Raw genomic sequence first — 21,529 nt, forward strand, 5'->3', positions numbered from 1 at the left:
AGTTCTCTAAGAGGAGGTGCAAGTTCATGTACGCAATTATTGTAACTGGTGGCAAGCAATACAAAGTTCAGGAAGGTGATGTTTTCAACATCGAGAAACTGAACGTGGAAGCAGGCGAAACTGTTGAATTCAACGAAGTGCTCGCGGTTTCCGGAGACGAAGGCGTTACAGTTGGCAACCCGGTTGTCGCTGGCGCGGTCGTTAAAGCGTCTGTCGTTGGAAATGGCAAAGGCAAGAAGATTACTATTTTCAAATACAAGCGCAAAAAAGACTACCGTAAGAAGCAAGGACATCGTCAGCCATATACGCGCGTTCTGATCGAAAAGATCAGTTTATAGGCCTTTATCATGGTCACCGCACGTGTAGTCTGGTCAGGCAGCAGGCCGGTCTTGTTTGAGATCGAAGGGCATGCCGGACAAGCGGATTATGGACAGGACGTGGTTTGTGCTGCGGTTTCAGTTTTAGGTCAGACAGCGCTTGTCTCCCTGGATGAAATCGCCGGAATTCACGATCTGGACTTCACGGTGGATGAAGGGTATCTGTTTTGCCGTCTGCCGCTCCAATTATCAAAAGCGCAGATGAGCACAGCCCGAATTCTGTTTGAAAGTATGGTTCTGGGGCTTCGCGGCGTCGCGGAAAGCGCCCCGGATTTTGTTAAGTTGTTCACTGAGGAGGTGGAATCTGATGCTTATTAAGTTTAATTTGCAATTGTTCGCGAGTAAAAAGGGTGTTGGCAGCTCGAAAAACGGTCGTGACAGCGCGTCCAAGAGACTCGGCGTCAAGAGAGCGGACGGCCAGACCGTGACAGCGGGCAGCATTCTCGTTCGTCAGCGCGGCACAAAAATTCACCCGGGCAACAATGTTGGCCGAGGTGGAGATGACACACTTTTCGCGAAAGTTGAAGGTGTCGTTAGATTCGAAAGAAAAGGCAAAGACAGAAAGCAAGTCAGCGTCTACGAGGCGTAATACATCAAGCGCATGTTCAATGTCCATCTCACTTTTGTAGATGGACATTTTTCATCTAAATGGTTCATTGTGAAAGCAGGGGTTTTAAATGTTTGTAGATAAGGCAGAAATATTCGTCAAAGCCGGAAAGGGCGGAGACGGCAGAGTGAGTTTCAGAAAAGAGAAATATGTGCCTGCGGGTGGTCCTGACGGCGGAGATGGCGGTCGCGGGGGCAGTGTTATTGCCGTAGTGGATGAAGGCATGCGCACTTTGATGGACTTTCGCTATCTGAAAAAATATATCGCTGAAAACGGCGAGAATGGCATGAAGAAGAAGATGTTTGGCAAAGATGCCAAGGATCTCGTTTTTAAGGTTCCGCCCGGCACTGTTATTCGTGATGCCGAGACGGGCAGAGTACTTGCAGATTTGTTGAAAGCAGGAGACAGCGCGGTTATTGCGCGCGCAGGTCGCGGTGGAAGAGGCAACGTACATTTTAAGACTGCAACTAGACAGGCACCGACTTTTGCTGAGCAAGGAACATACGGTGAAGAGCGTTCGGTGATTCTGGAACTTAAAATGCTGGCAGATGTCGGTTTGGTTGGATATCCAAACGTTGGAAAATCAACTTTCTTATCCGCGACGACCATGGCAAAGCCCAAAATTGCCAACTATCATTTTACTACTTTGACGCCAAATCTGGGTGTGGTCGAGGTCATCAAAGGCAAGAGCTTTGTTCTCGCGGATATCCCGGGTTTGATTGAAGGTGCCAGTGAAGGCGTCGGTCTTGGCCATGAATTTTTACGTCATGTAGAGCGGACGCGTCTCATCATTCATGTTGTGGATGTCTCCGGCACAGAAGGTCGTGATCCGGTTGAGGACTTTGACAAGATCAATCTGGAACTCGAGCGTTACAGTAAACTTCTTACCGAGCGAATACAAGTGATCGCGGCTAACAAGATCGACCTTTTGTATGAACGTGAGGGGTTGGACAAATTCATTGAGGAAATGGCGTCCCGTGGCTATAAAGTGTTCCCAATCTCTGCTGCGACAGGCGAAGGGATCGACGCGCTGATGCATTATGTCACAGAACAGCTGGACACCATTGAACCGCCAGTTATTCACGAAATGGTTGATGCACTTGAGGATGAAGCGGAACTGGATCAGACCATCAGATACAGAAGACACAATGAGGTCTATGTAGTTGAAGGCCTGCCTATGGAAAGACTTGTCTATTCCACAGATTTTACTGACGTTGAATCGCTGAGACGGTTCCAGGAAATTCTGAGAAAATCAGGGGTTATCGATGAACTTAGGAAAATGGGCGTTGAAGATGGTGACACGGTTCGCATCCATACCGTAGAATTTGAATTCTATGACTAAGACGGACAGAGCCTGTCCGAAAAACCTAGTTAGAAATGGAAAAGAGGAATATCATGTTAAAACCAAAACAGCGAAGCTATCTTAAAAGTCTTGCGAATCCTTTGAAGCCGCTGGTGCACATTGGAAAGGAAGGACTTTCCGAAAGTTTGCTCGCACAACTGGATGAGTGCCTGACATCCCACGAACTCGTAAAGGTAACAGTGCTTGAAAATAGCCAGCTAAGTGCAAAAGAGATTGCTTCAGAAGTCTGCGAAAAGACGCGTTCTGAATTTGTTCAGGCAATTGGAAACCGGTTTACACTTTACCGTAAGAATCATGAAGAACCGAAAATCCAACTGCCGAAATAAGGAGCTGTAGGCAATGGAGACGAAGGGCAAACGCATTGGCTTAATGGGCGGCAGCTTTGATCCGATTCACTTTGGGCATCTGGTTCTCGCGGAAGAAATGAGAACCCGCTTAACACTGGATAAAGTGATTTTTATTCCCGTAGGCCGTGCGCCGCATAAGCATGCTGATAAAATGACAATGCCAAGACAGCGCTATGAAATGGTGATGCTGGCAACGCTTGATCATCCCAATTTTGAAGTCTCTTCAATTGAGATTGACCGGGAAGGCATCACTTATTCTCATGAAACGGTTTCTCAAATTGTCAGGGAGAGCTCCCTTGAGGATGAATTCTTCTTTATTGCGGGTGCGGACACCCTCATGGAGCTTGAGTCTTGGCGATCCGTCGAAACGCTTCTGCAAATGGTAACATTTGTTGGTGCGGCGAGACCTGGTACAGATCAAGCTGAACTTCTCCTGAAAATGGAACAGCTGCAGCGGCGGTATAACGCAAGTGTAAAGATTGAAGAACTTCCTGAGCTTGACATATCCTCCACAGATCTAAGAAAGCGCATTGCCTTAGGGCAAAGTGTGAAATACCTGATGCCTGATAACGTAGTGCAATATATTGAAAAGCATCAATTATATCTCAAGGAGTTTTCACATGAAACCTTGTCAGATTGAGAGCCTGAGTCTCAGATTTCCGGAACTCCAGGAGGATTACACTTTCATCTGTGGAAAAATCAAGCAAAAGCGCCTCGCTCATACGATTGGTGTTTTGGAAACCGCCTGTGAATTGTCCCAGCATTACGGTGGCAATCTATTGGCCGTTTCCAGAGCTGCGATCTATCATGACCTGTTCAAAGGCGTTCAGAAATCTGAACTATTAGAACTGGGGCGAAATCTAGGGTATGAAGCATCAGACAGGGTGGACGAACTTCCTGAAATCGCACATGGGCCCATAGCGGCACTATGGCTTGAACGGGAAGGCATTATTTCTGATGCTGTCATTTTGAATGCGGTCCGTTATCATACGGTCGGACGGCGCGATATGACATTGGAAGAAAAAATTGTCTACTTGGCGGATGCCATTGAACCGGGGCGTGATTATCCGGGCGTGTCGGCACTTCGCATGCTGTCAAAGGAATCACTGGATCAAGCGCTTCTTATGTCAGTCACTCAGACTTTGGCATTTGTTCTCGAATCCGGCAGCCCAATGCATCCTAAAAGTGTGGAAATGAGAAACGCGTTATTGTTAACGCTGGAAAAGTGAGGTCATAGAATGGGATCTAATCTAGGCTTGGCGGAGGAAATTGGAAAGCTGATTGACGCCAAAAAAGGCGATGATATTGTGATTTTGGACCTTCGCGGCATTTCGTCTGTTGCGGATTATTTTGTAATCGCTTCAGGCAATTCAGACCGTCAGGTGGTGGCAATAGCTGACCATGTTGAAGATGAGTTGGCGAAGAACGGGATCTACACAAAATATAAGGATGGCATGAAAACCGGACGTTGGGTCGTCATGGATTATCATGACATTCTAGTGCATATTTTTCACAAAGAAGAGAGAGACTATTACAATCTCGAACGTTTGTGGAATGATGCCAAAAAAATTGTATTGAAGGTTGACAGCCAAGGGTCAATTCATTACAATTAATCGTAATAACATATTAGAAGCTGTCAAAATCAGTAAGCAAAACCTCTTTTTCAGAGAGCCGGTGGAAGGTGTGAATCGGCATTGAGCGCGCTGAACTCGTTTGACAATAATTGCTTCAGGCTGATCTGCCAAATATGGATCAATGAGTGGACATGAATGTCAATTAGGGTGGTACCGCGGGCGATAGCCCGTCCCTAAAGATCAAAGCAATGTCCATTTTTTATTTTTTGTTAAGGGAGGGTTATTATTGAAGTATCAATTTGCTGAAATTGAAGAAAAATGGCAGCGCCAGTGGGACCAAGATGAGGCATTCAAAGTGGTCGACAATCCGGAGGCCAAAAAGTACTATGCACTCGAAATGTTTCCCTATCCGTCTGGCAAACTTCACATGGGACACGTGCGCAACTATTCCATTGGTGATGTAGTCGCCAGATTCAAAAAAATGCAAGGTTATAACGTCCTGCATCCAATTGGTTGGGATGCTTTTGGCTTGCCTGCTGAGAACGCGGCGATCGCAAATCAGATTCACCCTGATATCTGGACGAAAAGCAACATAGCTGAAATGAAAAAGCAGCTTAAGCGCCTGGGACTCAGCTATGACTGGGACCGCGAGGTCACGACCTGTATGGAAGACTACTACAAGTGGACACAATGGCTTTTCGTCAAGTTTTTTGAACAAGATCTTGTTTATAAAAAGAAGTCGCCTGTTAACTGGTGTACCTCTTGTGAGACCGTCCTCGCCAACGAGCAGGTCGTTGGCGGTTTTTGCGAACGCTGTGACAGTCCGGTCGTCAAGAAAAATTTATCACAATGGTTTTACAGAATTACGAATTACGCTGACCGTCTTCTCGAGGATATTGAAACGCTTCACGGCTGGCCTGAAAAGGTTAAAACCATGCAAAAGAACTGGATTGGAAAGAGCATTGGCGCTGAAATTGATTTTGCAATCGAAGGATTTGATCAGAAACTCAAAGTTTTCACAACCAGACCGGACACTCTCTATGGATGTACTTATATGGTGCTTGCACCAGAGCATCCCTATGTCTCTGAGCTGACAGCCGGCACAGAGTTTGAGACACCAATCCGGGAATTTGTCGATCGGCTGGCGCGTCTGTCAGAAATTGAAAGGACTTCGACTGAGGCGGTCAAGGAAGGACTGTTTACAGGCCGCTATGCGATACATCCTTTGACAGGCAGTCTGATCCCTATTTATGTCGCCAACTATGTCTTGGTGGAGTATGGCACGGGTGCTATCATGGCCGTTCCTGCTCATGATGAGCGGGATTACGACTTCGCAAAGAAGTATGATCTCGAGATCATTGAAGTCATACGTCCGGTTGATGCTGAAGGAGACTATCAACAAACACTCTTTACCGGTAAGGGTATTATGGTTAATTCCGGACCATTTGATGGTCTGACCATTGAAGAAGGGACTCAGAAAATTGTAGAGCGTCTGGCAGCGGAAGGATCCGGCAACGCAACGACAAACTTTAGAATCAGGGACTGGCTCGTGTCGCGCCAGCGTTATTGGGGTTGCCCAATCCCTATGGTCAATTGCTCGACTTGCGGCATTGTCCCGGTTCCGGTTGAAGAACTCCCAGTTGTTTTGCCAAGAGATGTCAAGTTTTCCGGGAAAGGTGAATCGCCTCTCTTAACGAGTGACACCTTCATGAATACCACATGTCCAAAATGTGGGGGCCATGCGGTTCGCGAAACGGATACCATGGATACTTTTGTTGACTCTTCCTGGTATTTCTTGAGATATACAGATCCTCATAATGAGTCACTGCCTTTCTCCAAAGAAGCTGCCAGCTACTGGATGGAAGTAGACCAGTATATTGGCGGCGTTGAGCACGCTATACTGCACTTGCTCTATTCCCGTTTCTTTACGAAAGTCATGTATGACCTTGGCTTGTCACCTGTCGGTGAACCTTTCAAGAATCTGCTGACACAAGGCATGGTGCTGAAGGATGGCGCCAAAATGTCAAAATCCAAAGGGAACGTCGTCAGTCCGGATGAAATTGTTGCTAAATATGGCGCTGACACTGCACGACTCTTTATTCTCTTCGCTTCACCACCAGAAAAGGACCTTGAGTGGTCTGATGATGGTGTGGACGGCGCGCATCGCTTCCTGAACAGGGTGTTCAGGGCGGTAACTGACGAAGAGGCTGTCAGGGGCAATGGTGAAATCGTTTTGACCCATGAGGATGAAAAGGCGCTCAATTATGTCATGAATCGTACCATCAAAAAAGTTACTGAGGACATTGAAGATCGCTTCAATTTCAACACGGCAATCAGTGCAGTCATGGAGCTCGTCAATGAAATGTACCGCTACCGCGAAAGCGGCAAAGATCGCTGGAATGCGCCGCTGTACGGCGCCGCTGCGGAGTCGTTAGTCAAACTTTTGGCACCGTTTGCACCGCATCTCATGGAAGAGCTTTGGCAGCTGCTTGGCAAAACGGGAAGTGTCCACGAAGTGTCCTGGCCAACCTATGATGCTAAAGCATTGATTCTGGATGAGATAGAATTTGCAGTTCAGATCAACGGAAAAGTCAGAGAGCATTTGGTGGTTTCAAAAGACGCCACACAAGAAGAGATTCAAACGGCCGCTTTAGCGCTTGAAAAAATATCTGAGGCTCTTAGCGGGAAACAAATTGTCAAGGTCGTAGTCGTCCCTAAGAAACTTGTCAATATTGTGGTACGGTGATGACAATGAGTACAAAAATTAATCCAATCATACAGTCCTACGTTCCATTGGTTAAAGGCATAGCTGCGACCTTTGGAAGTCGCTGCGAAGTGGTCCTGCACGATTTTACAGATCTGCAGCACTCCATAGTCGCTATTGAGAACGGCCACGTGACTGGCAGGAGCTCAGGCAGCCCAATGACTGAGTCATCTCTTAAACTGGTCCAGAATGGTAAAGTTGATGAAGATATCATCAATTATACAGGGAAGAGCGCAGATGGGCGTGTTCTAAAGTCTACGACAGTATTTATCAAAGATGAGCACCTAAAAGTGATTGGTTGTTTCTGTATCAATTTTGACATTACAGAGCTCGTTGGAGCGCGTTCTGTCTTAAACGACATCATGAAAATTTCCGAGGATTTTCAGGAGCGTCAGAGTGATCCGAAGAACCTCAACGTGGTTAGTGTTGTCTTAACGGATCTGGTAAAAGAAACTTTAGATGAGGTTGGCAAACCCATTATTTACTTGTCCAAGGATGACAAGGTTATGATGGTGGATCGATTGGATCAAAAGGGCGCATTTCTGATAAAAGGCGCAATTGATTATGTCGCCAACGTGCTTTGTGTTTCAAGATACACAATATATAATTACCTGGATGAAATCCGGGAAACAAAATAGGAGGCGTTATTATGAGCACAGTTATGAAACCCAAAGTTATTTCAACGGATAAAGCGCCAGGCGCAGTCGGACCATACTCTCAAGGCATGAACGCAGGTCCGTTCATCTATGTTTCAGGCCAACTGCCAATTAATCCGGCTACGGGTGAGCATTACAAGGAGATCGAGCAGGCAGCAAGACAGTCCCTGGAAAATTGCAAGGCTATTGTTGAAGCAGGCGGCGGTTCCCTTGAAACTATTGTAAAAGTAGAGATCTTTATTCGTGACATTTCTCTGTTCGCAAGAATGAATGCGGTTTACGCGGAATTCTTTGGCGATCATAAGCCGGCGAGAGCCGCAGTTGAAGTTTCAAAGCTGCCGCTTGACGCTGTGATTGAAATTCAAATGGTCGCCTTTACGGGGACTCACTCATAAAATTTAATCCAAAGCACACGAAAAGGCAGTGTCCGTTTTATTGGACACTGCCTTTCTTTGCTTGAAGCTGGGATAATGAATTATTAATGTGGTTTAAAGGTTGACACCGGACGGCGAGCCCGTGTGGACTGGGTTACAGCCGGATGGGTCGTTGCTTTCGAAGATGGTCTGCGTTTGGTCTTCTTGTTAAATTTTGACATAATCAACCGCCACAGTACCAGTGAAAGGATCACTTTTATGCCAAGGAGCACCAGTGCTTTTGGAGAAGTATCAAATTTGAACCAGCTGTTATTAAAAAGTGTCGTTTCACCTAACGCGGATTTGTCGCTGATTTCATTCAATGTGATCAGCGGTGCTTCAGTCAGCAATTTGCCGTTGCTTATATATCTGATTGTGCCAATACGCTGACCTTCTTTGACAGGCAATTCGAAATCCGGCATCATCTCGGTTTCGAAAGTGATCTCTTCAGGATTCAGCGTATTAGGAATCAACGCCTTGATTTCCTCCTCAGAGTAAAGGGGGATTTTTACTTTCTTGTTGCCATTGTATTCAAAGTAACTGATCAACTCATTTTTACTCGCAAAAGTGTGTGTATTAAAATTTTCGAATCCATAGTCTATTAAAGTTCTGGTGTCCAGGTATAAAAAATTGCCTTGTGCTTTAAGAATGACAGAGATTAAATTTTTACCGTCTTTGGAGGCGCTGCTGATGAAGCATTGTTGAGCCGCGTTTGTATACCCGGTTTTTAAGCCCGTAATGGCTTCATATTTGATGTTGATGGTCTGTCCGCGGTAATCAATTTTATTCCCGGAACCGGTACCATATAAAAATCTGTTGCTGTTGGTAACGTGTCTTTTCTCAGGTTGTTTATTGGTGGGTTGTATGTCATAGCTTACTGTTTTCACAATCTCTCGAAGCTTTTCGTGTTTTATTGCCTCCAGCGCTATTCTCGACAGGTCGTAGGCAGTTGTGACATGTTCCGGGTCAGGCAGGCCATGTGGATTGGTAAAATGCGTATTCAGCGCACCGAGCTCTGCAGCGCGTTGGTTCATTTTTTCAGCGAAAGCCTCAATGCTGCCTGAATCATAAATGGCGAGAGCCTCAGCGACATCATTTGCTGAAGCCAGCAACAAAGCGTATAGCAATTGTTCAACGGTCAAGGTTTCGCCCTCGATTATGTAAATGCGACTGCCTGTGGCCATGGGAGATTTTGCATCTATGGTCACTGTTTCATTCAGTTCGTGACTTTCCAAAATCAGCAGTGCAGTCATCAATTTTGTGGTGCTGGCTGGGAACATCAGTTCATGACTGTTTTTCTCAAATAGCAGCTGGTGGCTGTCACTGTCTATGAGAATTGCAGATTGAGCATTGATCTCTCCCGGGGATATGGCAAATGCTGCAGTGCTTCCGAAGAGCACTGTCAAGCTGCAAAATAAGGTCAACACTGAAATTTTAAGTTTTTTAATGGTCATAGGACACCGTCCCTTGTGTTTTCTTAAAAAGTATTATAACATGGATTTGCTTATAGAAAAATAACAAAATATACCATATAAAGAAAATGGAGGTTAATATGAGATCGATCACAGGCTTATTTTTATTGACTGTCATTGCGGTACCTGCAGCGGTTTACCAGGTCGGAGAACTGACTTCCTTTGAGCTGAATTCTTTTTCGGCCGACACAACCGCAAATAGGGTCACCGAGACCGCCAAGGCAGGGGTTACAGACTTCTCAGAGCAAGTTGAAGGTACGATGTTTATCCTCCAGCCAATAAATCAACAGCAAGAAATGGCGGCTGAGAAGCATTACTTGCGGAGTGAACAAAAGATTGGAAAATTAAACACGCTGGAATTCGCTGACAAGAACGGCCTGTATCAAACACCGCTTCAGAGAATAAATACAATGTCTTTGGAGACATGGATGCAGATCAAAGGCATTGGTCAGGTCACTGCTGAACGGATTATCAAGTTCAAAAATGATAAAGACGGCTTTGCATCTCTGGAAGTACTGCTTGAAATAAAAGGGATTGGACCATCAAAATACGCGGCAATTATGGAATGGCTCGAGCGACAAAACGAAAAACCGGATTGAATCTGCATTACGGTTGGCTCAAATACAGTATGGTCTGACAACTTGCTGGCATCGAGAAATTGAATGTGTATTGTAGCCGTTAGTTTGATATAATTAACGGGATAATGTAAGTAAAAGACTGGAGGTGGCTGCCATGGAAGCCAAACGTTTGACACAACTCAGCAATAGCTCTGGCTGAGCGGCCAAAATAGGGCCGGAAACCCTGGCACAAGTTTTGTGCCATTTACCGAAATTTGAAAGCGACCGCCTACTTGTCGGTCTTGATACGTCAGATGACGCTGCTGTTTACAAATTGAATGAAGAAACGGCATTAATTCAGACACTTGATTTTTTCACACCAATAGTGGATGATCCCTATCAATTTGGTCAGATAGCGGCTGCGAATGCGCTCAGTGATGTCTACGCCATGGGCGGCGTACCGCTGATCGCGCTCAACATCGTGGCTTTTCCAAATTGTTTGCCTATTGAAGTGCTCGGCGAGATCCTTCGGGGAGGCGCTGACAAGGTGAAAGAAGCGGGTGCTTTGCTTGTTGGGGGACACTCCATTGAGGACAATGAGCCTAAATATGGCCTGTCTGTGACCGGCACTGTCCACCCTGACAAGGTGCTGGCCAATTCCTCAGCCAAACCTGGTGATGTTCTTATACTGACAAAGCCGGTTGGACTGGGCATATTAAATACATGCATCAAAGAAGAAATGCTGGATTCGAATTTGGTGGAGGAGGCCATTCGTGTCATGGCGACCCTCAATAAAGTCGCTGCAGAATTGATGATTGAAACAGGTGCCAATGCCTGTACGGATATTACCGGATTTGGATTGATAGGTCATGCACTGGAAATGGCGGAGGGAAGCAAAGTCAGCATAGAACTTGACAGCCATAGAGTCCCTGTCATGGAAGGTGCTCTTGAAAACGCTCGAATGGGTCTTGTTCCGGCGGGCACCTACAAAAATAGGGACTATGCCGGCGAACGTGTCAGGATTGATCCAACAATTTCTGAAGCTATGATTGACGTGCTTTATGATCCTCAGACCTCAGGCGGACTATTAATATCTCTGGAACCTGAACGCGCTCAAATTTTGGAAGCCCTGTACGGTGAAAAGCTTCAGACTGCCTTTGCAAGAGTAGGCAGGGTTACAGAACGTCAAGTCATAGCACTTATTGTCCGACCATAAGTTATCGAGAAAATTGGCCGACCAGGCCATAGTTGAGGTGTCTGTTGTGAGAAAGAATTTATTGCGTGCAATTCCCAAAGTGGATGAACTTATTGCGAATGAGCAGGTTCAGGGGCTGCTTGAGTTTGTGCCTCGCAATCTGGTACTGGAGGTAATCCGGGAGGCTTTGTCAGAGCTCAGACAATTGCTTGTCAGCGTTGAAGAAGCTTCGCTGCCGGAAAGTCTGGATTTGTCTGCTCTGATCAAAACCATCTCAGAAGAAGTAGACAAGCGAAATGGCTATCATTTAAAACGCGTCATTAACGCCACAGGCGTTGTCATTCATACCAACCTTGGAAGATCCCTGCTGGCCCCTTCCATTGCGCAGCACTTAACTGAGGTGAGCTGTTATTACTCTACTCTGGAATACGATCTGGAAACAGGGAAACGCGGCACGCGCTATTCACACGTCGAGTCACTGTTGTGCGAACTAACTGGCGCTGAGGCGGCTCTCGTCGTCAATAATAATGCAGCTGCGGTAATGCTTGTGCTTTCGACAATGTGTGCCGGTAAAGAAGTAGTAGTATCGAGAGGACAGCTTGTCGAGATTGGCGGGGCCTTTAGAGTGCCGGATGTTATGCGTGCCAGTGGTGCTGAACTGATTGAAGTCGGAACAACCAACAAGACACATCTCAGAGACTACGCCGCAGCCATTGGAGAGCGAACGGCGGCGGTATTAAAAGTGCATACCAGCAATTACAGAATTCTTGGATTTACCAGTGAAGTTGAGATAGAGGCTCTTTCCGGCTTATGTCACGAAAAAAACATCCCGCTGATCGAAGATCTTGGAAGTGGTTCGTTGATTGATTTGTCACAATTTGGGTTGATGAAGGAACCTACTGTCATAGAAAGTATGCGAGCCGGCGCAGACGTAGTGACCTTCAGTGGCGATAAAATGCTCGGAGGTCCACAGGCGGGCATAATTCTCGGTCGAAAGACCTGGATTGACGCCATGAAGAAAAACCAATTGACCAGAGCTTTGCGTGTAGACAAAATGACACTCTGTGCATTGGAAGCAACATTAAAGCTTTATAGAGATCCTGAAGCAGTTCGCCGCGAAATTCCGACGGTTCGCATGCTGACGGAACAGCAGGCTGCTATTTTACCCAGAGCAACTGACTTGCAGTTGCAGATTGAAGCATTGGGAACAGCCTATGAGGTGGCCTTATATGAAACTGCCAGTGAAGTGGGCGGTGGCTCGCTGCCCCTTGAAAAGCTCCCAACCTGGGCTGTTTCTGTCAAGCATTCCGAGCAGTCCACTCAGCGGCTGACTGAGGCGTTAAGAGCAAGACGCCTGCCGATTGTTGCACGCGTTTCTGAAGATCGATTAATCTTCGATCTCAGAACCGTCCAATTCGGCGAGGCAGAAGAAATTGTCAAGGCGCTTCGAGAGCTGATGTAAAGGAGAATCTTAATGGCACATGTCATCATTGGAACCGCCGGTCATATTGACCATGGGAAAACGAGTCTGATCAGAGCCTTGACAGGTATTGAAACAGACCGTTTCGAAGAAGAAAAGAGAAGAGGCATCACCATAGATCTTGGTTTTGCCTATTTTGATCTGCCAAGTGGCCGCCGCGCAGGCATAGTAGATGTGCCGGGCCATGAGCGATTTATACGCAACATGCTGGCTGGGGCCAGTGGTGTGGATTTGGTCCTGCTCGTTATTTCTGCGGAAGAAGGTGTGATGCCGCAGACTCAGGAGCATATGGACATATTGTCCTTATTGGATGTCAAAAAAGGTATTGTTGTTTTAACGAAATCAGATCTTGTGGATCCGGATTGGCTTGATATGGTACGGGAAGAAATAAGGGAAAAATTGAAGGGCAGTTTTTTGGAAGAAGCACCTATGATGAGTGTCTCATCAGTCACGCGACAGGGGCTGCCTGAACTGGTAGAGCTGATTGATCAAATGTTGGAAGAGGTTGAACCCAAAAAAATTCAGGAGACACTGAGGCTTCCTATAGATCGCGTATTTACCATGACCGGATTCGGCACAGTGGTCACAGGAACACTGGTAGAGGGCATTCTAAAAGAGGGAGACTCTGTTGAAATCTACCCTAATGGAAAAATGAGCCGGGTCCGAATGATTCAGGTGCATGGTGAAGCTGTCAAGGAAGCCTTTGCCGGACAACGTGTCGCTGTGAATCTGGCTGGGCTGACCAAAGCTGAACTTCACAGAGGCGATGTGTTGGCCAAACCGGGCAGTCTAAGGACAACCCATATCATTGACGCAACTATGAAGCTGCTGGATTCAACAGATAGAACCGTCCATCACTGGATGCGTGTCAGACTGTATCAGGGGACTAAGGAAGTCTTGTGCAGAGTGGCACTTCTCGACAGAGAAGTTTTGAATCCGGGAGAGTCCTGCTTTGTTCAGCTGCACCTTGAGGAAGAAGTCGCATTTAAGTATGGCGATCATGTGGTGATCAGATTCTATTCGCCGCTGGAGACCATCGGCGGGGGCATTATTTTGGATCCTAACGCACACAGGCACAAGCGATTCAAGGAGGAAGTCCTGGATCAGCTGGCGCTGAGGAGTCTTGGGGACAGCCGGCAGATTATTTCGGACCTCATCTTCAGAGAAAGTGCTTCATGTCCGGATATGGCGGGGCTGACAGTCTCATCAGGACTGCCGCCAGCGGAGGTGACGTCATTAATTGAAACACTGCTGAGTGAGGGAGAGATCATTCAAACAGGGGATTCCAGATTCGTGCACGCTGCCTTTATCGAAGAACGTGGAGAAGCGCTGATACGATTATTGAACGAGTATCACCTGAAAAATCCGCTTAGAGCCGGGATTTCCAAGGAAGAAATACGAAGCAAGCTTTTTGCAGGTATAAAAGGCCGAATATTTGATGACATCTTGAATCTTTATCTTCAAAAAGAGATGATTAAGATCAACGGAAGCACGGTTATGCTGACGGGTTTCGAAATAGAACTCTCAGATGCGCAAAATGCCAAGGCTGAAGCGCTGCTCAGACTCTATAAAGAATGTGGTTATAATGTACCAAATTTGCCGGATGCCCTTGCACAGTGTCAGTTCAGCAATAAGGACAAGGATTTGGCAGACCTGATATTTGAACAAGGCCAATTAGTGAAAATCAACGATATGATTGTACTGGAACGCGCGTATTTTGACGAGGCCAAAACACGCCTGGAGTCACATTTTAAAAATCATGAAACATTGAATTTAGGCGATTTCAGGGATATGCTTCAAACCTCAAGAAAAGTTGCCGTTCCGCTGCTTGAATATTTTGATGCAAACAGAATGACGGTTCGGGATGGCGATGTGCGTCGTCTTCGCAGGACAAACGGGTAGAGATCATGAATACCAAAACGGGGATGGTGGCATATGGACGAAAAATTATTGGTCGTGGATGATGAGCCAATACTTTTAAAAGGCTTGAAATTCAGCCTTGAGCAGGATGGTTACCAGGTGGAAGTAGCTGCGGACGGAAACGAAGCTTATGATAAGATTTTGGTAAACGACTACGATTTGATTGTGCTTGATCTGATGCTTCCTGGCATGGATGGACTTGAAGTTTGCAAACGCGTCAGAGAGACTTCCATGGTGCCCATCATCATGTTGACAGCGAAGGGCGAAGACTCCAGCAAGGTATTGGGATTAGAGTACGGCGCAGATGATTATCTGACAAAACCATTCAATATTCTTGAACTTAAGGCGAGAATCAGGGCGATCCTTCGACGAGCCAGTTTTGCGGATCAAAATGTGACGACGAGTCAGTTAAATGTTGGAGATTTCAGCATAAATACTCTGGGGAGAAAGGTCTCCATTCAAGGCAGAGAGATTAATCTGACTGCCAAGGAATTCGATCTGCTGCTGCTCTTAATCCTTCAGAGAGATAAAATTTTCTCGAGAGAAGAGCTCCTTGAAAAGATTTGGGGCTATGAGTACTTCGGGGATGTTCGTACGGTGGATGTTCACATTAGAAGACTCAGAGAGAAGATCGAGGATAACTCATCTGCGCCGCGTTATATTATGACGAAATGGGGAGTCGGCTATTATTTTAACGAAGACTAGACGCTTTATCAGTATCCGGTGGAAGCTTGTCTTCACTTACCTGATTCTGATGCTCATAACTATGCTTCTGGCCATTTCCTTTATTGGGAGCACCCTCCGAACTACCTATATCCGAGACAGGAACATGAGTCTGCTGACACAAGTGAACATTCTTTCCAACCAAATAACGCCAAATTTTTATGGCATACAGTTGGAGAATACCCGTACCTACTTACAGGATTTGATTAAAGGTTACAGTCTGGACATCAATGCGAGAATATTGCTGCTGGACCATAATGGAACGGTGCTGGTCGATTCCTATGATGCTATGCTGGGACAAAATTTTAGTGCATTGCCTGAGGTCAAATCAGCACTGGAAGGCTTAGACTCAAATCAGGTTTATAGCCTGCCAAGCGGTGAAAATGTTATGTATGTCGGTGTACCAATCTCAGAGCGGAATGAAGTAATGGGGGTTGTTCTGGCGTCGTCATCCATAGATGATTTGATTCAAAATGTCAATTTGACTCTCAGACGCGTCGCGCTTTTATCAGGTATTGGACTCTTGTTTACGGGGATGGTAGCTTTTCTTTTTGCCCAGGTCATTGCGTCGCCAATTGAAAAGATGATTCAATTGGTACGTTCCTTTTCCAGGGGTAATTTTGGCGTCTCTATCAAAATTGAAGCCAACGACGAGATTGGACAGTTGGCGGAATCGTTCAATGACATGGCATCAAAGATCAATCAGGTGGATGAGCAGCGCAGAAAATTTGTTTCCAATGTCTCTCACGAACTGCGTACGCCGTTGACTTCCATGAAGATTATTTCTGAAACGCTTCTGCATCAACCCTCCTGGGACGAAAGCGTTTATAGGGAATTTATGCAGGATATTGACGGCGAGGTATCCCGTCTCAACCGAATTGTGGACAGTTTACTCTATCTGGTGGATCTCGAACGGGATGAACTGGTACTGGAAACTCAAATCACCTATTTAAATTATGTCGTTCAAAATGTGGTCAGGAACTTAAAGCCTTTAGCGGATAAAAAGCAAATTCTCATTGTTGTTGAGGAACGTGACCGCCTGCAGTTTTATCTGGACCAGGGGAAAATTCAGCAGTGTCTGATCAACCTGGTCAGCAATGCCATCAAGTACACACCAGAGAATGGGGAAATCAGAATTTCTATTTTCAGGGAAACCACCAATGCTTGCATTGCAATTGCAGATACAGGTATGGGCATACCAGAAAAAGATCTCAGTCACATCTTTGACAGATTTTACAGGGTTGACAGGGCAAGGGCGAGAACGACTGGCGGGAGCGGGCTGGGCCTGTCTATTGCCAAGCAGATTGTGACCCTCCATGGCGGAGATATACAGGTTACAAGCGTCATCAATACCGGTTCAACCTTTACTGTTCGGCTTCCTATCAGGAACTCGGGGGTAGGCGCATGAAGAAAATCATGATTTTGACTCTGCTGATCTTTGCTGGTCTGGCTGGCATTTTCAGCTTATATCAGTTTTTTTCCAACTCAGCTATAGCGCAAACAGAATTGCCGCCAGAACTCGCTATTGATCCGAAACCGTCAGATATGAAAGTCAGGGTAAATCTTTATTTTCCATATGATAATAAACTGAGAATTGAGGAGCGCATTGTAACAGTAACTCAAGAACGGCTCGAAGAAGCCATAGCGAAAGAGCTTCAGAACGGCCCTAAAAATCTCGCCTATACCAATCTGTTTAGTGGAGAGGTTCGCATTTTGGATGTTCGTGTCAGCAACAATATTGCCTACGTCAATTTATCCGAAGCATTTCTGGAACAGAGCTATGTTGGCAATGAGAAGAGCGAACTTTTTGTCTGGTCCATTGTCAACTCGTTTTCAGACATTGATGAGGTCTATCGCGTCCAAATTTTAATTGAGGGAAGACGCAGGGATGTGCAGGTTGGAAACTCAAACCTTTTTCAGTTGCTGACCAGGAATACTTCGTTTATTTATGAGGATCGCAGATACCCGTCCAACAGTGTCATAGAATTTATTGAAGCTGTTTCTGACCGCCGCTATGATCTGGCGTATACCTATTTAACAGAGGGGAGTCAGGACACTTATAACTACGAAGACTTCAAACTGGCTGTAGAAAGTCATTTCGAGACTTTCAGCGGTTTCAGGAGGACGATCCATTTTACGCAGGGATTTTCGGATTCCTGGATTGTCTACGTCAAGTATGACAGCACAGATAGAACAGACGCTGAAAACACTACCAGCAGGTTCGACCTGTGGGAGGTTGTTCAAGTTGGAGATGACTGGAAAATAATCTTTAATAAGTAAACTAATTGACAGGCAACTTTTTCGCGCAGTTCAATATTGCCTTGCTTAAATGAATAAAAAGAAGAGGAAGTCGGTGCCTTAGACCATTTAGGTCAAGCACCGACTTCCTCTTCTTATAAAAAATTATGGCGGGAGTACGTGGGAATCGAACCCACCCGAGAAGCTCTGAACTCCTCACACTGGTTTTGAAGACCAGAGGACACACCAGCACCCATCTACTCCCAGGATAGGCACGAGTTAAATTATATCACAGGGATCTTATCCCGGCAAGGCTAATTATGGCTTTTTCTTCTTGCTCGTCATTTTGGATTCTTCACCTTTCAGAAGCTTTCGAATGTTGGAATGATGCCTGAAAATAACCAGGATTCCCATCAACAGTGAAGCAATTTGATAGACGGGTGAAGGGTCAGTGAAATAGACCAGAATAGGGAATAAAACAGCCGAAATGATGGAAGCCAGTGACATGTAGCGCGTTATAAAGAGAATGGTGAATTGAAGTGTGATTAATATGACACCGATCAAAGGCGCTGTACCAAAGATCATACCTGCAGATGTCGCGACGCCCTTGCCGCCCTTAAACTTAAGGGTTGCGGGGTAGCAGTGGCCAATGACGGCAAATAGTGATGCGACAGCGGCAGCTTCCTGGCCGGCGAGGGCATTTCCAATTAATGCAGGGACAAGCCCTTTTAAGAAATCTCCTATAAAGGCGACGATGCCAGCTTTTTTTCCGAGAACGCGGTAGACGTTTGTAGCACCTGTGTTGCCGCTGCCATAGTTTCGAATGTCGATATGCCCCATCATTTTGCTGGCAAGATAGGAGCACGGGATGCAGCCGAACGCATAACCGAGTAACGCAAACCCTATGAGTGTGATTCCCGATAGGGCAAATAGGCTTTCTGTAGCCATAGGACACCTCCTGACTCCGTCAATTTTAACACATTCAGCTCCTGTACTCCAGATGAAAATGTCAAGGAGCAGCATTAATATCCGGCAAAATTTGAGTTGTGATCCAAAGCTTGAAAATTAGCATGTGAATGAGGCTGCAGGATTAGGGTATGAATATTTAAGCCGGCGATCAGGCTGGATCTTCATTTAAAAAGAAGGCGGGCGTGAGGATATGGAGTTCATCATGGAGAGAAAATTGAGAATTGGCATCAGTGCCTGTATGTATGGATCAAAGGTGCGCTACAACAATAAAGGCTGGGATATGCTGGAACCTCTTGGGAGAGAACGCAGCGATTTCATCTGGCACCCCGTTTGTCCGGAAGTGCTGGCGGGCCTGGGTGTACCAAGAGATGCCATCCGCATTTCCGGTCCCAGCGGAAGTGATGTTTGGACCCACCAAGCCAAAGTCGTTTCCTCAGGCGGGAAAGAAATCAGCAAAGCATTGATGAACAGCAGCGAATTTTGCATAAAACTTCTGAAGGAGGCTAAAGCAGACGCGTTCATATACATGGAGGGCAGTCCGTCCTGTGGGGTGTACAGAACCACACTCAGGGATAAACGGCTGGGCAAGCCGCCTGGGGTATTTGGTCACAAACTGCTCGAGGAGGCTTTTTTCCTGATTCCCGCAGCGGATCTACAGAGTCCTCTGAGGTGGTGGGACTGGCGCAGACGCCTGTACGCCTTTGCCTGGCTGAAAGATGCCCCTCTTGACAGCAAAGCAGATCTGTACGCTATTTGGCACAGGATGAAATTTGTCTGCCAAGAGGTTGATCAGGTTAATGCAAGGGCATTTGGTCACCAAATTGCGAATTTGGAAGATCCAATATCCAAGGAGAGATTGGAAGCGCTTCGCTTTGAGATTCTCATGATGCTGCGTAAGCCATCGACACCGGCTAGAATTAAAAATATGTTATGGAAGAACTATACTCATGTCCGTAAGAAACTGGGGTATGACATAGAGGGGATTTTGAAGCCAGAGGATGAACGCGGGATAACCAAACTGGCCGAGGAATTAATTCTCATGGAGAGAATTGCCTATGAAAATGATGTGCTCATGGGAACGACACCAATCAGCAACCGAGGCCGCAAGGGGCGCTGATTGATCGATTGTTTGATTGACTAAATAACCGCGCCCACCCGTGACTTCAGTCATGGGTGGTTCAATGAAAAAACGTGTCCTATTGGATTAATCTTGAGGGTTTTAAGACAAGTGAAGATGAAGGGGGGGAGGGCTGGCGCCTCTGGGAGTTTAATCTCATCAGACGGTGTCAGCCTGACGCTTTGAAAGGATTGCTGCTGCTTTACAGGGATTTTCGTTTGGAGGATCAAACGGCGCTTTTCAAGGCGCTTGAAGAAACTGATGAATTGGCGATTTTGTGGATCTATGATGAAAAGGCAGAGGGAATCCCCTGGGCTCTGAGAGCGACCAGTCATGGTCTTCGGACCAGGTTGACGGCATTTTTCCAATTCAATGAGCTGCTTAAGACCATAGGACACAAAGCGCTTCTTATTGTAGGTAACCATAATGAGGTGCTGACGGCCCTTAGACAGCAAGCGTACCCTTATGATGCCATTTATTTCAACCGGTTTTTCGATCACGCAGGAAGAGCCATAGAAGCTGAAGCGCTCGCGTCAGGCGTTAAGGTGTTTCCACAAGAAGATGTGATGATCTTTCGTCCCTCAGAGATTTTAAAAAAAGATGGGACCCCGTATCAGATGTTTACGCCGTACTACAGACAATGGTTGGACCGCTTTATACGGACTCCAGTTTCAACAGAGCGCCAAGTGCTGAAGCCGCGGGCAAAGTCAGCAGCTTTGGAGATCGAGTCATTGTCTCTGGTATTGGAACTGGTGTCAGCCTTGGATCCGGAACCGGAACATCCCGTTTTAAAAGGCGGGTACGACCTCATGAAATCTAAGTGGCACACTTTTCTGGAGGAGCGTCTGATACAGTATTCTTCAAACCGCGATATCCCTGCGCTGCAGGGAACCTCCGGCATGTCGGTTTACCTCAATACAGGCATGCTCTCACCGCGTCAATTTGTTGCTGAGCTTATTCGGTATCCTGGGCACGACCCTGTTCTGAGGCAGTATGTTTGGCGTGAATTTTACACGCAGCTTCTCTATCATCACCCTCATGTATTGGAGACGTCTATGAGACCGGAGTATGCCGCTGTTCGCTGGGAAACAAACCCTGACTATTTTGAGGCATGGCGTCAGGGGCAGACCGGGGTGCCTATTGTGGATGCTGCAATGCGCTGTCTGAATCAGGAAGGCAAGATGCATAACCGCTTGAGGATGGTGGCTGCATCCTATCTCGTCAAAGATCTTCACGTCAATTGGCAGCTTGGGGAGCAGTACTTTTTTGAACAACTGGCAGACTCTGAACCGGCTCTGAATAATGGCGGATGGCAGTGGAGCGCTTCAACCGGCACTGACGCCCAGCCCTATTTCAGGGTATTCAATCCGTGGCAGCAGTCTTTGCGCTATGATGAAGCTGCAGCATTCATGAAAATGTGGCTGCCTGAGGTAGAGCACGCACCGGCGGCATTGTTTCATAAACCCGGAGGGCTTGCAGCCTATGGCTATCCAGAGGTAATCGTGGATCATGGGGCAGCGGTGAGAATGACGAAGGCGCTCTATCAAGAGGCCAGGCAAGCGTATTTTGGGATAGCGAAAGAGGAATAGCAGAAAACAATGCAGCAGGCTTACGACTATTGGATAAATTTCCAATAGTCGTAAGCTTGTTTAGATTCAGAGCATTCACGTACAGTTTTCAGTTAGCTTGATTTTTGAAGCCTTCAACTTAGCCGGTGTTCACAAATTGTTTACATTTGAGTTGTTGCAAGGCTTCAG

22 protein-coding genes and 1 tRNA gene are annotated in these 21,529 nt (G+C 46.4%); 20 read left to right on the forward strand and 3 right to left on the reverse strand.

Annotation, left to right across the window (positions count from 1 at the left end):
* Nucleotides 1–26 precede the first annotated feature (26 nt).
* The 11 genes from rplU to AC4PHM_RS02625 all read left to right on the forward strand — a co-directional run bounded on the left by rplU (nucleotide 27) and on the right by AC4PHM_RS02625 (nucleotide 8,083).
* Nucleotides 27–338, forward strand: a complete 312-nt coding sequence (gene rplU, locus AC4PHM_RS02575; protein WP_291401108.1) for a 50S ribosomal protein L21 — start codon at nucleotides 27–29, stop codon at nucleotides 336–338.
* Nucleotides 339–347: 9 nt separating this feature from the next.
* Complete coding sequence (locus tag AC4PHM_RS02580) at nucleotides 348–695, forward strand: ribosomal-processing cysteine protease Prp (protein WP_492019338.1); 348 nt, start codon at nucleotides 348–350, stop codon at nucleotides 693–695.
* A complete protein-coding gene (gene rpmA / locus AC4PHM_RS02585) occupies nucleotides 685–966 on the forward strand; it encodes a 50S ribosomal protein L27 (RefSeq protein ID WP_291401111.1) in 282 nt (93 codons plus the stop codon). The genes AC4PHM_RS02580 and rpmA overlap by 11 nt, the downstream gene beginning before the upstream one ends.
* An 88-nt stretch (nucleotides 967–1,054) precedes the next feature.
* Nucleotides 1,055–2,326 (forward strand): GTPase ObgE, encoded by a 1,272-nt coding sequence (obgE, locus tag AC4PHM_RS02590; RefSeq protein ID WP_492019339.1) that lies wholly within the window; start codon nucleotides 1,055–1,057, stop codon nucleotides 2,324–2,326.
* A gap of 53 nt (nucleotides 2,327–2,379) precedes the next feature.
* The gene (gene yhbY / locus AC4PHM_RS02595; RefSeq protein WP_492019340.1) at nucleotides 2,380–2,673 is read left to right on the forward strand and encodes a ribosome assembly RNA-binding protein YhbY; all 294 of its coding nucleotides are present in this window, start codon (nucleotides 2,380–2,382) and stop codon (nucleotides 2,671–2,673) included.
* A gap of 13 nt (nucleotides 2,674–2,686) precedes the next feature.
* Nucleotides 2,687–3,334 (forward strand): nicotinate-nucleotide adenylyltransferase, encoded by a 648-nt coding sequence (gene nadD / locus AC4PHM_RS02600; RefSeq protein WP_492019341.1) that lies wholly within the window; start codon nucleotides 2,687–2,689, stop codon nucleotides 3,332–3,334.
* Nucleotides 3,315–3,923, forward strand: coding sequence for a bis(5'-nucleosyl)-tetraphosphatase (symmetrical) YqeK (gene yqeK / locus AC4PHM_RS02605; RefSeq protein ID WP_492019342.1), 609 nt, complete (start codon nucleotides 3,315–3,317; stop codon nucleotides 3,921–3,923). The genes nadD and yqeK overlap by 20 nt, the downstream gene beginning before the upstream one ends.
* 9 nt (nucleotides 3,924–3,932) lie before the next feature.
* Entirely contained in the window at nucleotides 3,933–4,307 is a 375-nt protein-coding gene (gene rsfS, locus AC4PHM_RS02610; protein ID WP_492019343.1) for a ribosome silencing factor, read from the forward strand.
* A 247-nt stretch (nucleotides 4,308–4,554) separates the two neighbouring features.
* The gene (gene leuS, locus AC4PHM_RS02615) at nucleotides 4,555–7,014 is read left to right on the forward strand and encodes a leucine--tRNA ligase (RefSeq protein WP_492019344.1); all 2,460 of its coding nucleotides are present in this window, start codon (nucleotides 4,555–4,557) and stop codon (nucleotides 7,012–7,014) included.
* A 5-nt stretch (nucleotides 7,015–7,019) separates the two neighbouring features.
* Nucleotides 7,020–7,670 (forward strand): helix-turn-helix transcriptional regulator, encoded by a 651-nt coding sequence (locus AC4PHM_RS02620; RefSeq protein ID WP_492019345.1) that lies wholly within the window; start codon nucleotides 7,020–7,022, stop codon nucleotides 7,668–7,670.
* 11 nt (nucleotides 7,671–7,681) lie between these two features.
* Nucleotides 7,682–8,083: a Rid family detoxifying hydrolase gene (locus AC4PHM_RS02625; RefSeq protein WP_331488090.1), complete on the forward strand. Its 402-nt coding sequence runs from the start codon at nucleotides 7,682–7,684 to the stop codon at nucleotides 8,081–8,083.
* Nucleotides 8,084–8,166: 83 nt separating this feature from the next.
* Here AC4PHM_RS02625 and AC4PHM_RS02630 read toward each other — a convergent pair whose 3' ends face one another.
* Nucleotides 8,167–9,555, reverse strand: a complete 1,389-nt coding sequence (locus AC4PHM_RS02630; RefSeq protein ID WP_492019346.1) for a D-alanyl-D-alanine carboxypeptidase family protein — start codon at nucleotides 9,553–9,555, stop codon at nucleotides 8,167–8,169.
* Between the two features lie 98 nt (nucleotides 9,556–9,653).
* On the opposite strand from AC4PHM_RS02630, the gene AC4PHM_RS02635 reads away from it, so the two are divergent.
* The 7 genes from AC4PHM_RS02635 to AC4PHM_RS02665 all read left to right on the forward strand — a co-directional run bounded on the left by AC4PHM_RS02635 (nucleotide 9,654) and on the right by AC4PHM_RS02665 (nucleotide 17,728).
* Complete coding sequence (locus AC4PHM_RS02635) at nucleotides 9,654–10,172, forward strand: ComEA family DNA-binding protein (protein WP_492019347.1); 519 nt, start codon at nucleotides 9,654–9,656, stop codon at nucleotides 10,170–10,172.
* A 133-nt stretch (nucleotides 10,173–10,305) separates the two neighbouring features.
* The gene (gene selD, locus AC4PHM_RS02640) at nucleotides 10,306–11,346 is read left to right on the forward strand and encodes a selenide, water dikinase SelD (RefSeq protein WP_492019348.1); all 1,041 of its coding nucleotides are present in this window, start codon (nucleotides 10,306–10,308) and stop codon (nucleotides 11,344–11,346) included.
* Nucleotides 11,347–11,392: 46 nt separating this feature from the next.
* Entirely contained in the window at nucleotides 11,393–12,787 is a 1,395-nt protein-coding gene (selA, locus tag AC4PHM_RS02645; RefSeq protein WP_492019349.1) for an L-seryl-tRNA(Sec) selenium transferase, read from the forward strand.
* Between the two features lie 12 nt (nucleotides 12,788–12,799).
* A complete protein-coding gene (gene selB, locus AC4PHM_RS02650) occupies nucleotides 12,800–14,707 on the forward strand; it encodes a selenocysteine-specific translation elongation factor (RefSeq protein ID WP_492019350.1) in 1,908 nt (635 codons plus the stop codon).
* Nucleotides 14,708–14,740: 33 nt separating this feature from the next.
* Nucleotides 14,741–15,430 carry a response regulator transcription factor gene (locus AC4PHM_RS02655; protein ID WP_492019351.1) on the forward strand — a complete coding sequence of 230 codons (690 nt, stop codon included), beginning with the start codon at nucleotides 14,741–14,743 and terminating at the stop codon, nucleotides 15,428–15,430.
* A 124-nt stretch (nucleotides 15,431–15,554) separates the two neighbouring features.
* Entirely contained in the window at nucleotides 15,555–16,856 is a 1,302-nt protein-coding gene (locus AC4PHM_RS02660) for a sensor histidine kinase (protein ID WP_492019352.1), read from the forward strand.
* Nucleotides 16,853–17,728, forward strand: coding sequence for a GerMN domain-containing protein (locus tag AC4PHM_RS02665; protein ID WP_492019353.1), 876 nt, complete (start codon nucleotides 16,853–16,855; stop codon nucleotides 17,726–17,728). Before AC4PHM_RS02660 ends, AC4PHM_RS02665 begins: the two co-directional genes overlap by 4 nt.
* A 126-nt stretch (nucleotides 17,729–17,854) precedes the next feature.
* On the opposite strand, the gene AC4PHM_RS02670 is transcribed toward AC4PHM_RS02665, so the two are convergent.
* Both AC4PHM_RS02670 and plsY read right to left on the reverse strand, forming a co-directional pair.
* Nucleotides 17,855–17,951 (reverse strand) — tRNA-Sec (locus AC4PHM_RS02670).
* Between the two features lie 53 nt (nucleotides 17,952–18,004).
* On the reverse strand, nucleotides 18,005–18,634 hold the full coding sequence (gene plsY, locus AC4PHM_RS02675; RefSeq protein ID WP_492019354.1) for a glycerol-3-phosphate 1-O-acyltransferase PlsY: 630 nt from the start codon (nucleotides 18,632–18,634) through the stop codon (nucleotides 18,005–18,007).
* 223 nt (nucleotides 18,635–18,857) lie between these two features.
* Between plsY and AC4PHM_RS02680 the strand changes: the two genes are divergently transcribed.
* On the forward strand, nucleotides 18,858–19,772 hold the full coding sequence (locus tag AC4PHM_RS02680) for a 2-thiouracil desulfurase family protein (protein WP_492019355.1): 915 nt from the start codon (nucleotides 18,858–18,860) through the stop codon (nucleotides 19,770–19,772).
* A 74-nt stretch (nucleotides 19,773–19,846) separates the two neighbouring features.
* Nucleotides 19,847–21,361 (forward strand): cryptochrome/photolyase family protein, encoded by a 1,515-nt coding sequence (locus AC4PHM_RS02685; RefSeq protein WP_492019356.1) that lies wholly within the window; start codon nucleotides 19,847–19,849, stop codon nucleotides 21,359–21,361.
* The last annotated feature ends 168 nt before the right edge of the window (nucleotides 21,362–21,529 follow it).

The organism is Acidaminobacter sp. QWL-03 (genome assembly GCF_058683855.1).

Excerpts from the sequence above, each read along its gene's own strand:
- rplU (WP_291401108.1), top strand. The coding sequence starts at position 27 with ATGTACGCAATTATTGTAACTGGTGGCAAGCAATACAAAGTTCAGGAA.
- AC4PHM_RS02580 (WP_492019338.1), top strand. The coding sequence starts at position 348 with ATGGTCACCGCACGTGTAGTCTGGTCAGGCAGCAGGCCGGTCTTGTTT.
- rpmA (WP_291401111.1), top strand. The coding sequence starts at position 685 with ATGCTTATTAAGTTTAATTTGCAATTGTTCGCGAGTAAAAAGGGTGTT.
- obgE (WP_492019339.1), top strand. The coding sequence starts at position 1,055 with ATGTTTGTAGATAAGGCAGAAATATTCGTCAAAGCCGGAAAGGGCGGA.
- yhbY (WP_492019340.1), top strand. The coding sequence starts at position 2,380 with ATGTTAAAACCAAAACAGCGAAGCTATCTTAAAAGTCTTGCGAATCCT.
- nadD (WP_492019341.1), top strand. The coding sequence starts at position 2,687 with ATGGAGACGAAGGGCAAACGCATTGGCTTAATGGGCGGCAGCTTTGAT.
- yqeK (WP_492019342.1), top strand. The coding sequence starts at position 3,315 with ATGAAACCTTGTCAGATTGAGAGCCTGAGTCTCAGATTTCCGGAACTC.
- rsfS (WP_492019343.1), top strand. The coding sequence starts at position 3,933 with ATGGGATCTAATCTAGGCTTGGCGGAGGAAATTGGAAAGCTGATTGAC.
- AC4PHM_RS02620 (WP_492019345.1), top strand. The coding sequence starts at position 7,020 with ATGAGTACAAAAATTAATCCAATCATACAGTCCTACGTTCCATTGGTT.
- AC4PHM_RS02625 (WP_331488090.1), top strand. The coding sequence starts at position 7,682 with ATGAGCACAGTTATGAAACCCAAAGTTATTTCAACGGATAAAGCGCCA.
- AC4PHM_RS02630 (WP_492019346.1), bottom strand. The coding sequence starts at position 9,555 with ATGACCATTAAAAAACTTAAAATTTCAGTGTTGACCTTATTTTGCAGC.
- AC4PHM_RS02635 (WP_492019347.1), top strand. The coding sequence starts at position 9,654 with ATGAGATCGATCACAGGCTTATTTTTATTGACTGTCATTGCGGTACCT.
- selB (WP_492019350.1), top strand. The coding sequence starts at position 12,800 with ATGGCACATGTCATCATTGGAACCGCCGGTCATATTGACCATGGGAAA.
- AC4PHM_RS02655 (WP_492019351.1), top strand. The coding sequence starts at position 14,741 with ATGGACGAAAAATTATTGGTCGTGGATGATGAGCCAATACTTTTAAAA.
- AC4PHM_RS02660 (WP_492019352.1), top strand. The coding sequence starts at position 15,555 with ATGAGTCTGCTGACACAAGTGAACATTCTTTCCAACCAAATAACGCCA.
- AC4PHM_RS02665 (WP_492019353.1), top strand. The coding sequence starts at position 16,853 with ATGAAGAAAATCATGATTTTGACTCTGCTGATCTTTGCTGGTCTGGCT.
- plsY (WP_492019354.1), bottom strand. The coding sequence starts at position 18,634 with ATGGCTACAGAAAGCCTATTTGCCCTATCGGGAATCACACTCATAGGG.
- AC4PHM_RS02680 (WP_492019355.1), top strand. The coding sequence starts at position 18,858 with ATGGAGAGAAAATTGAGAATTGGCATCAGTGCCTGTATGTATGGATCA.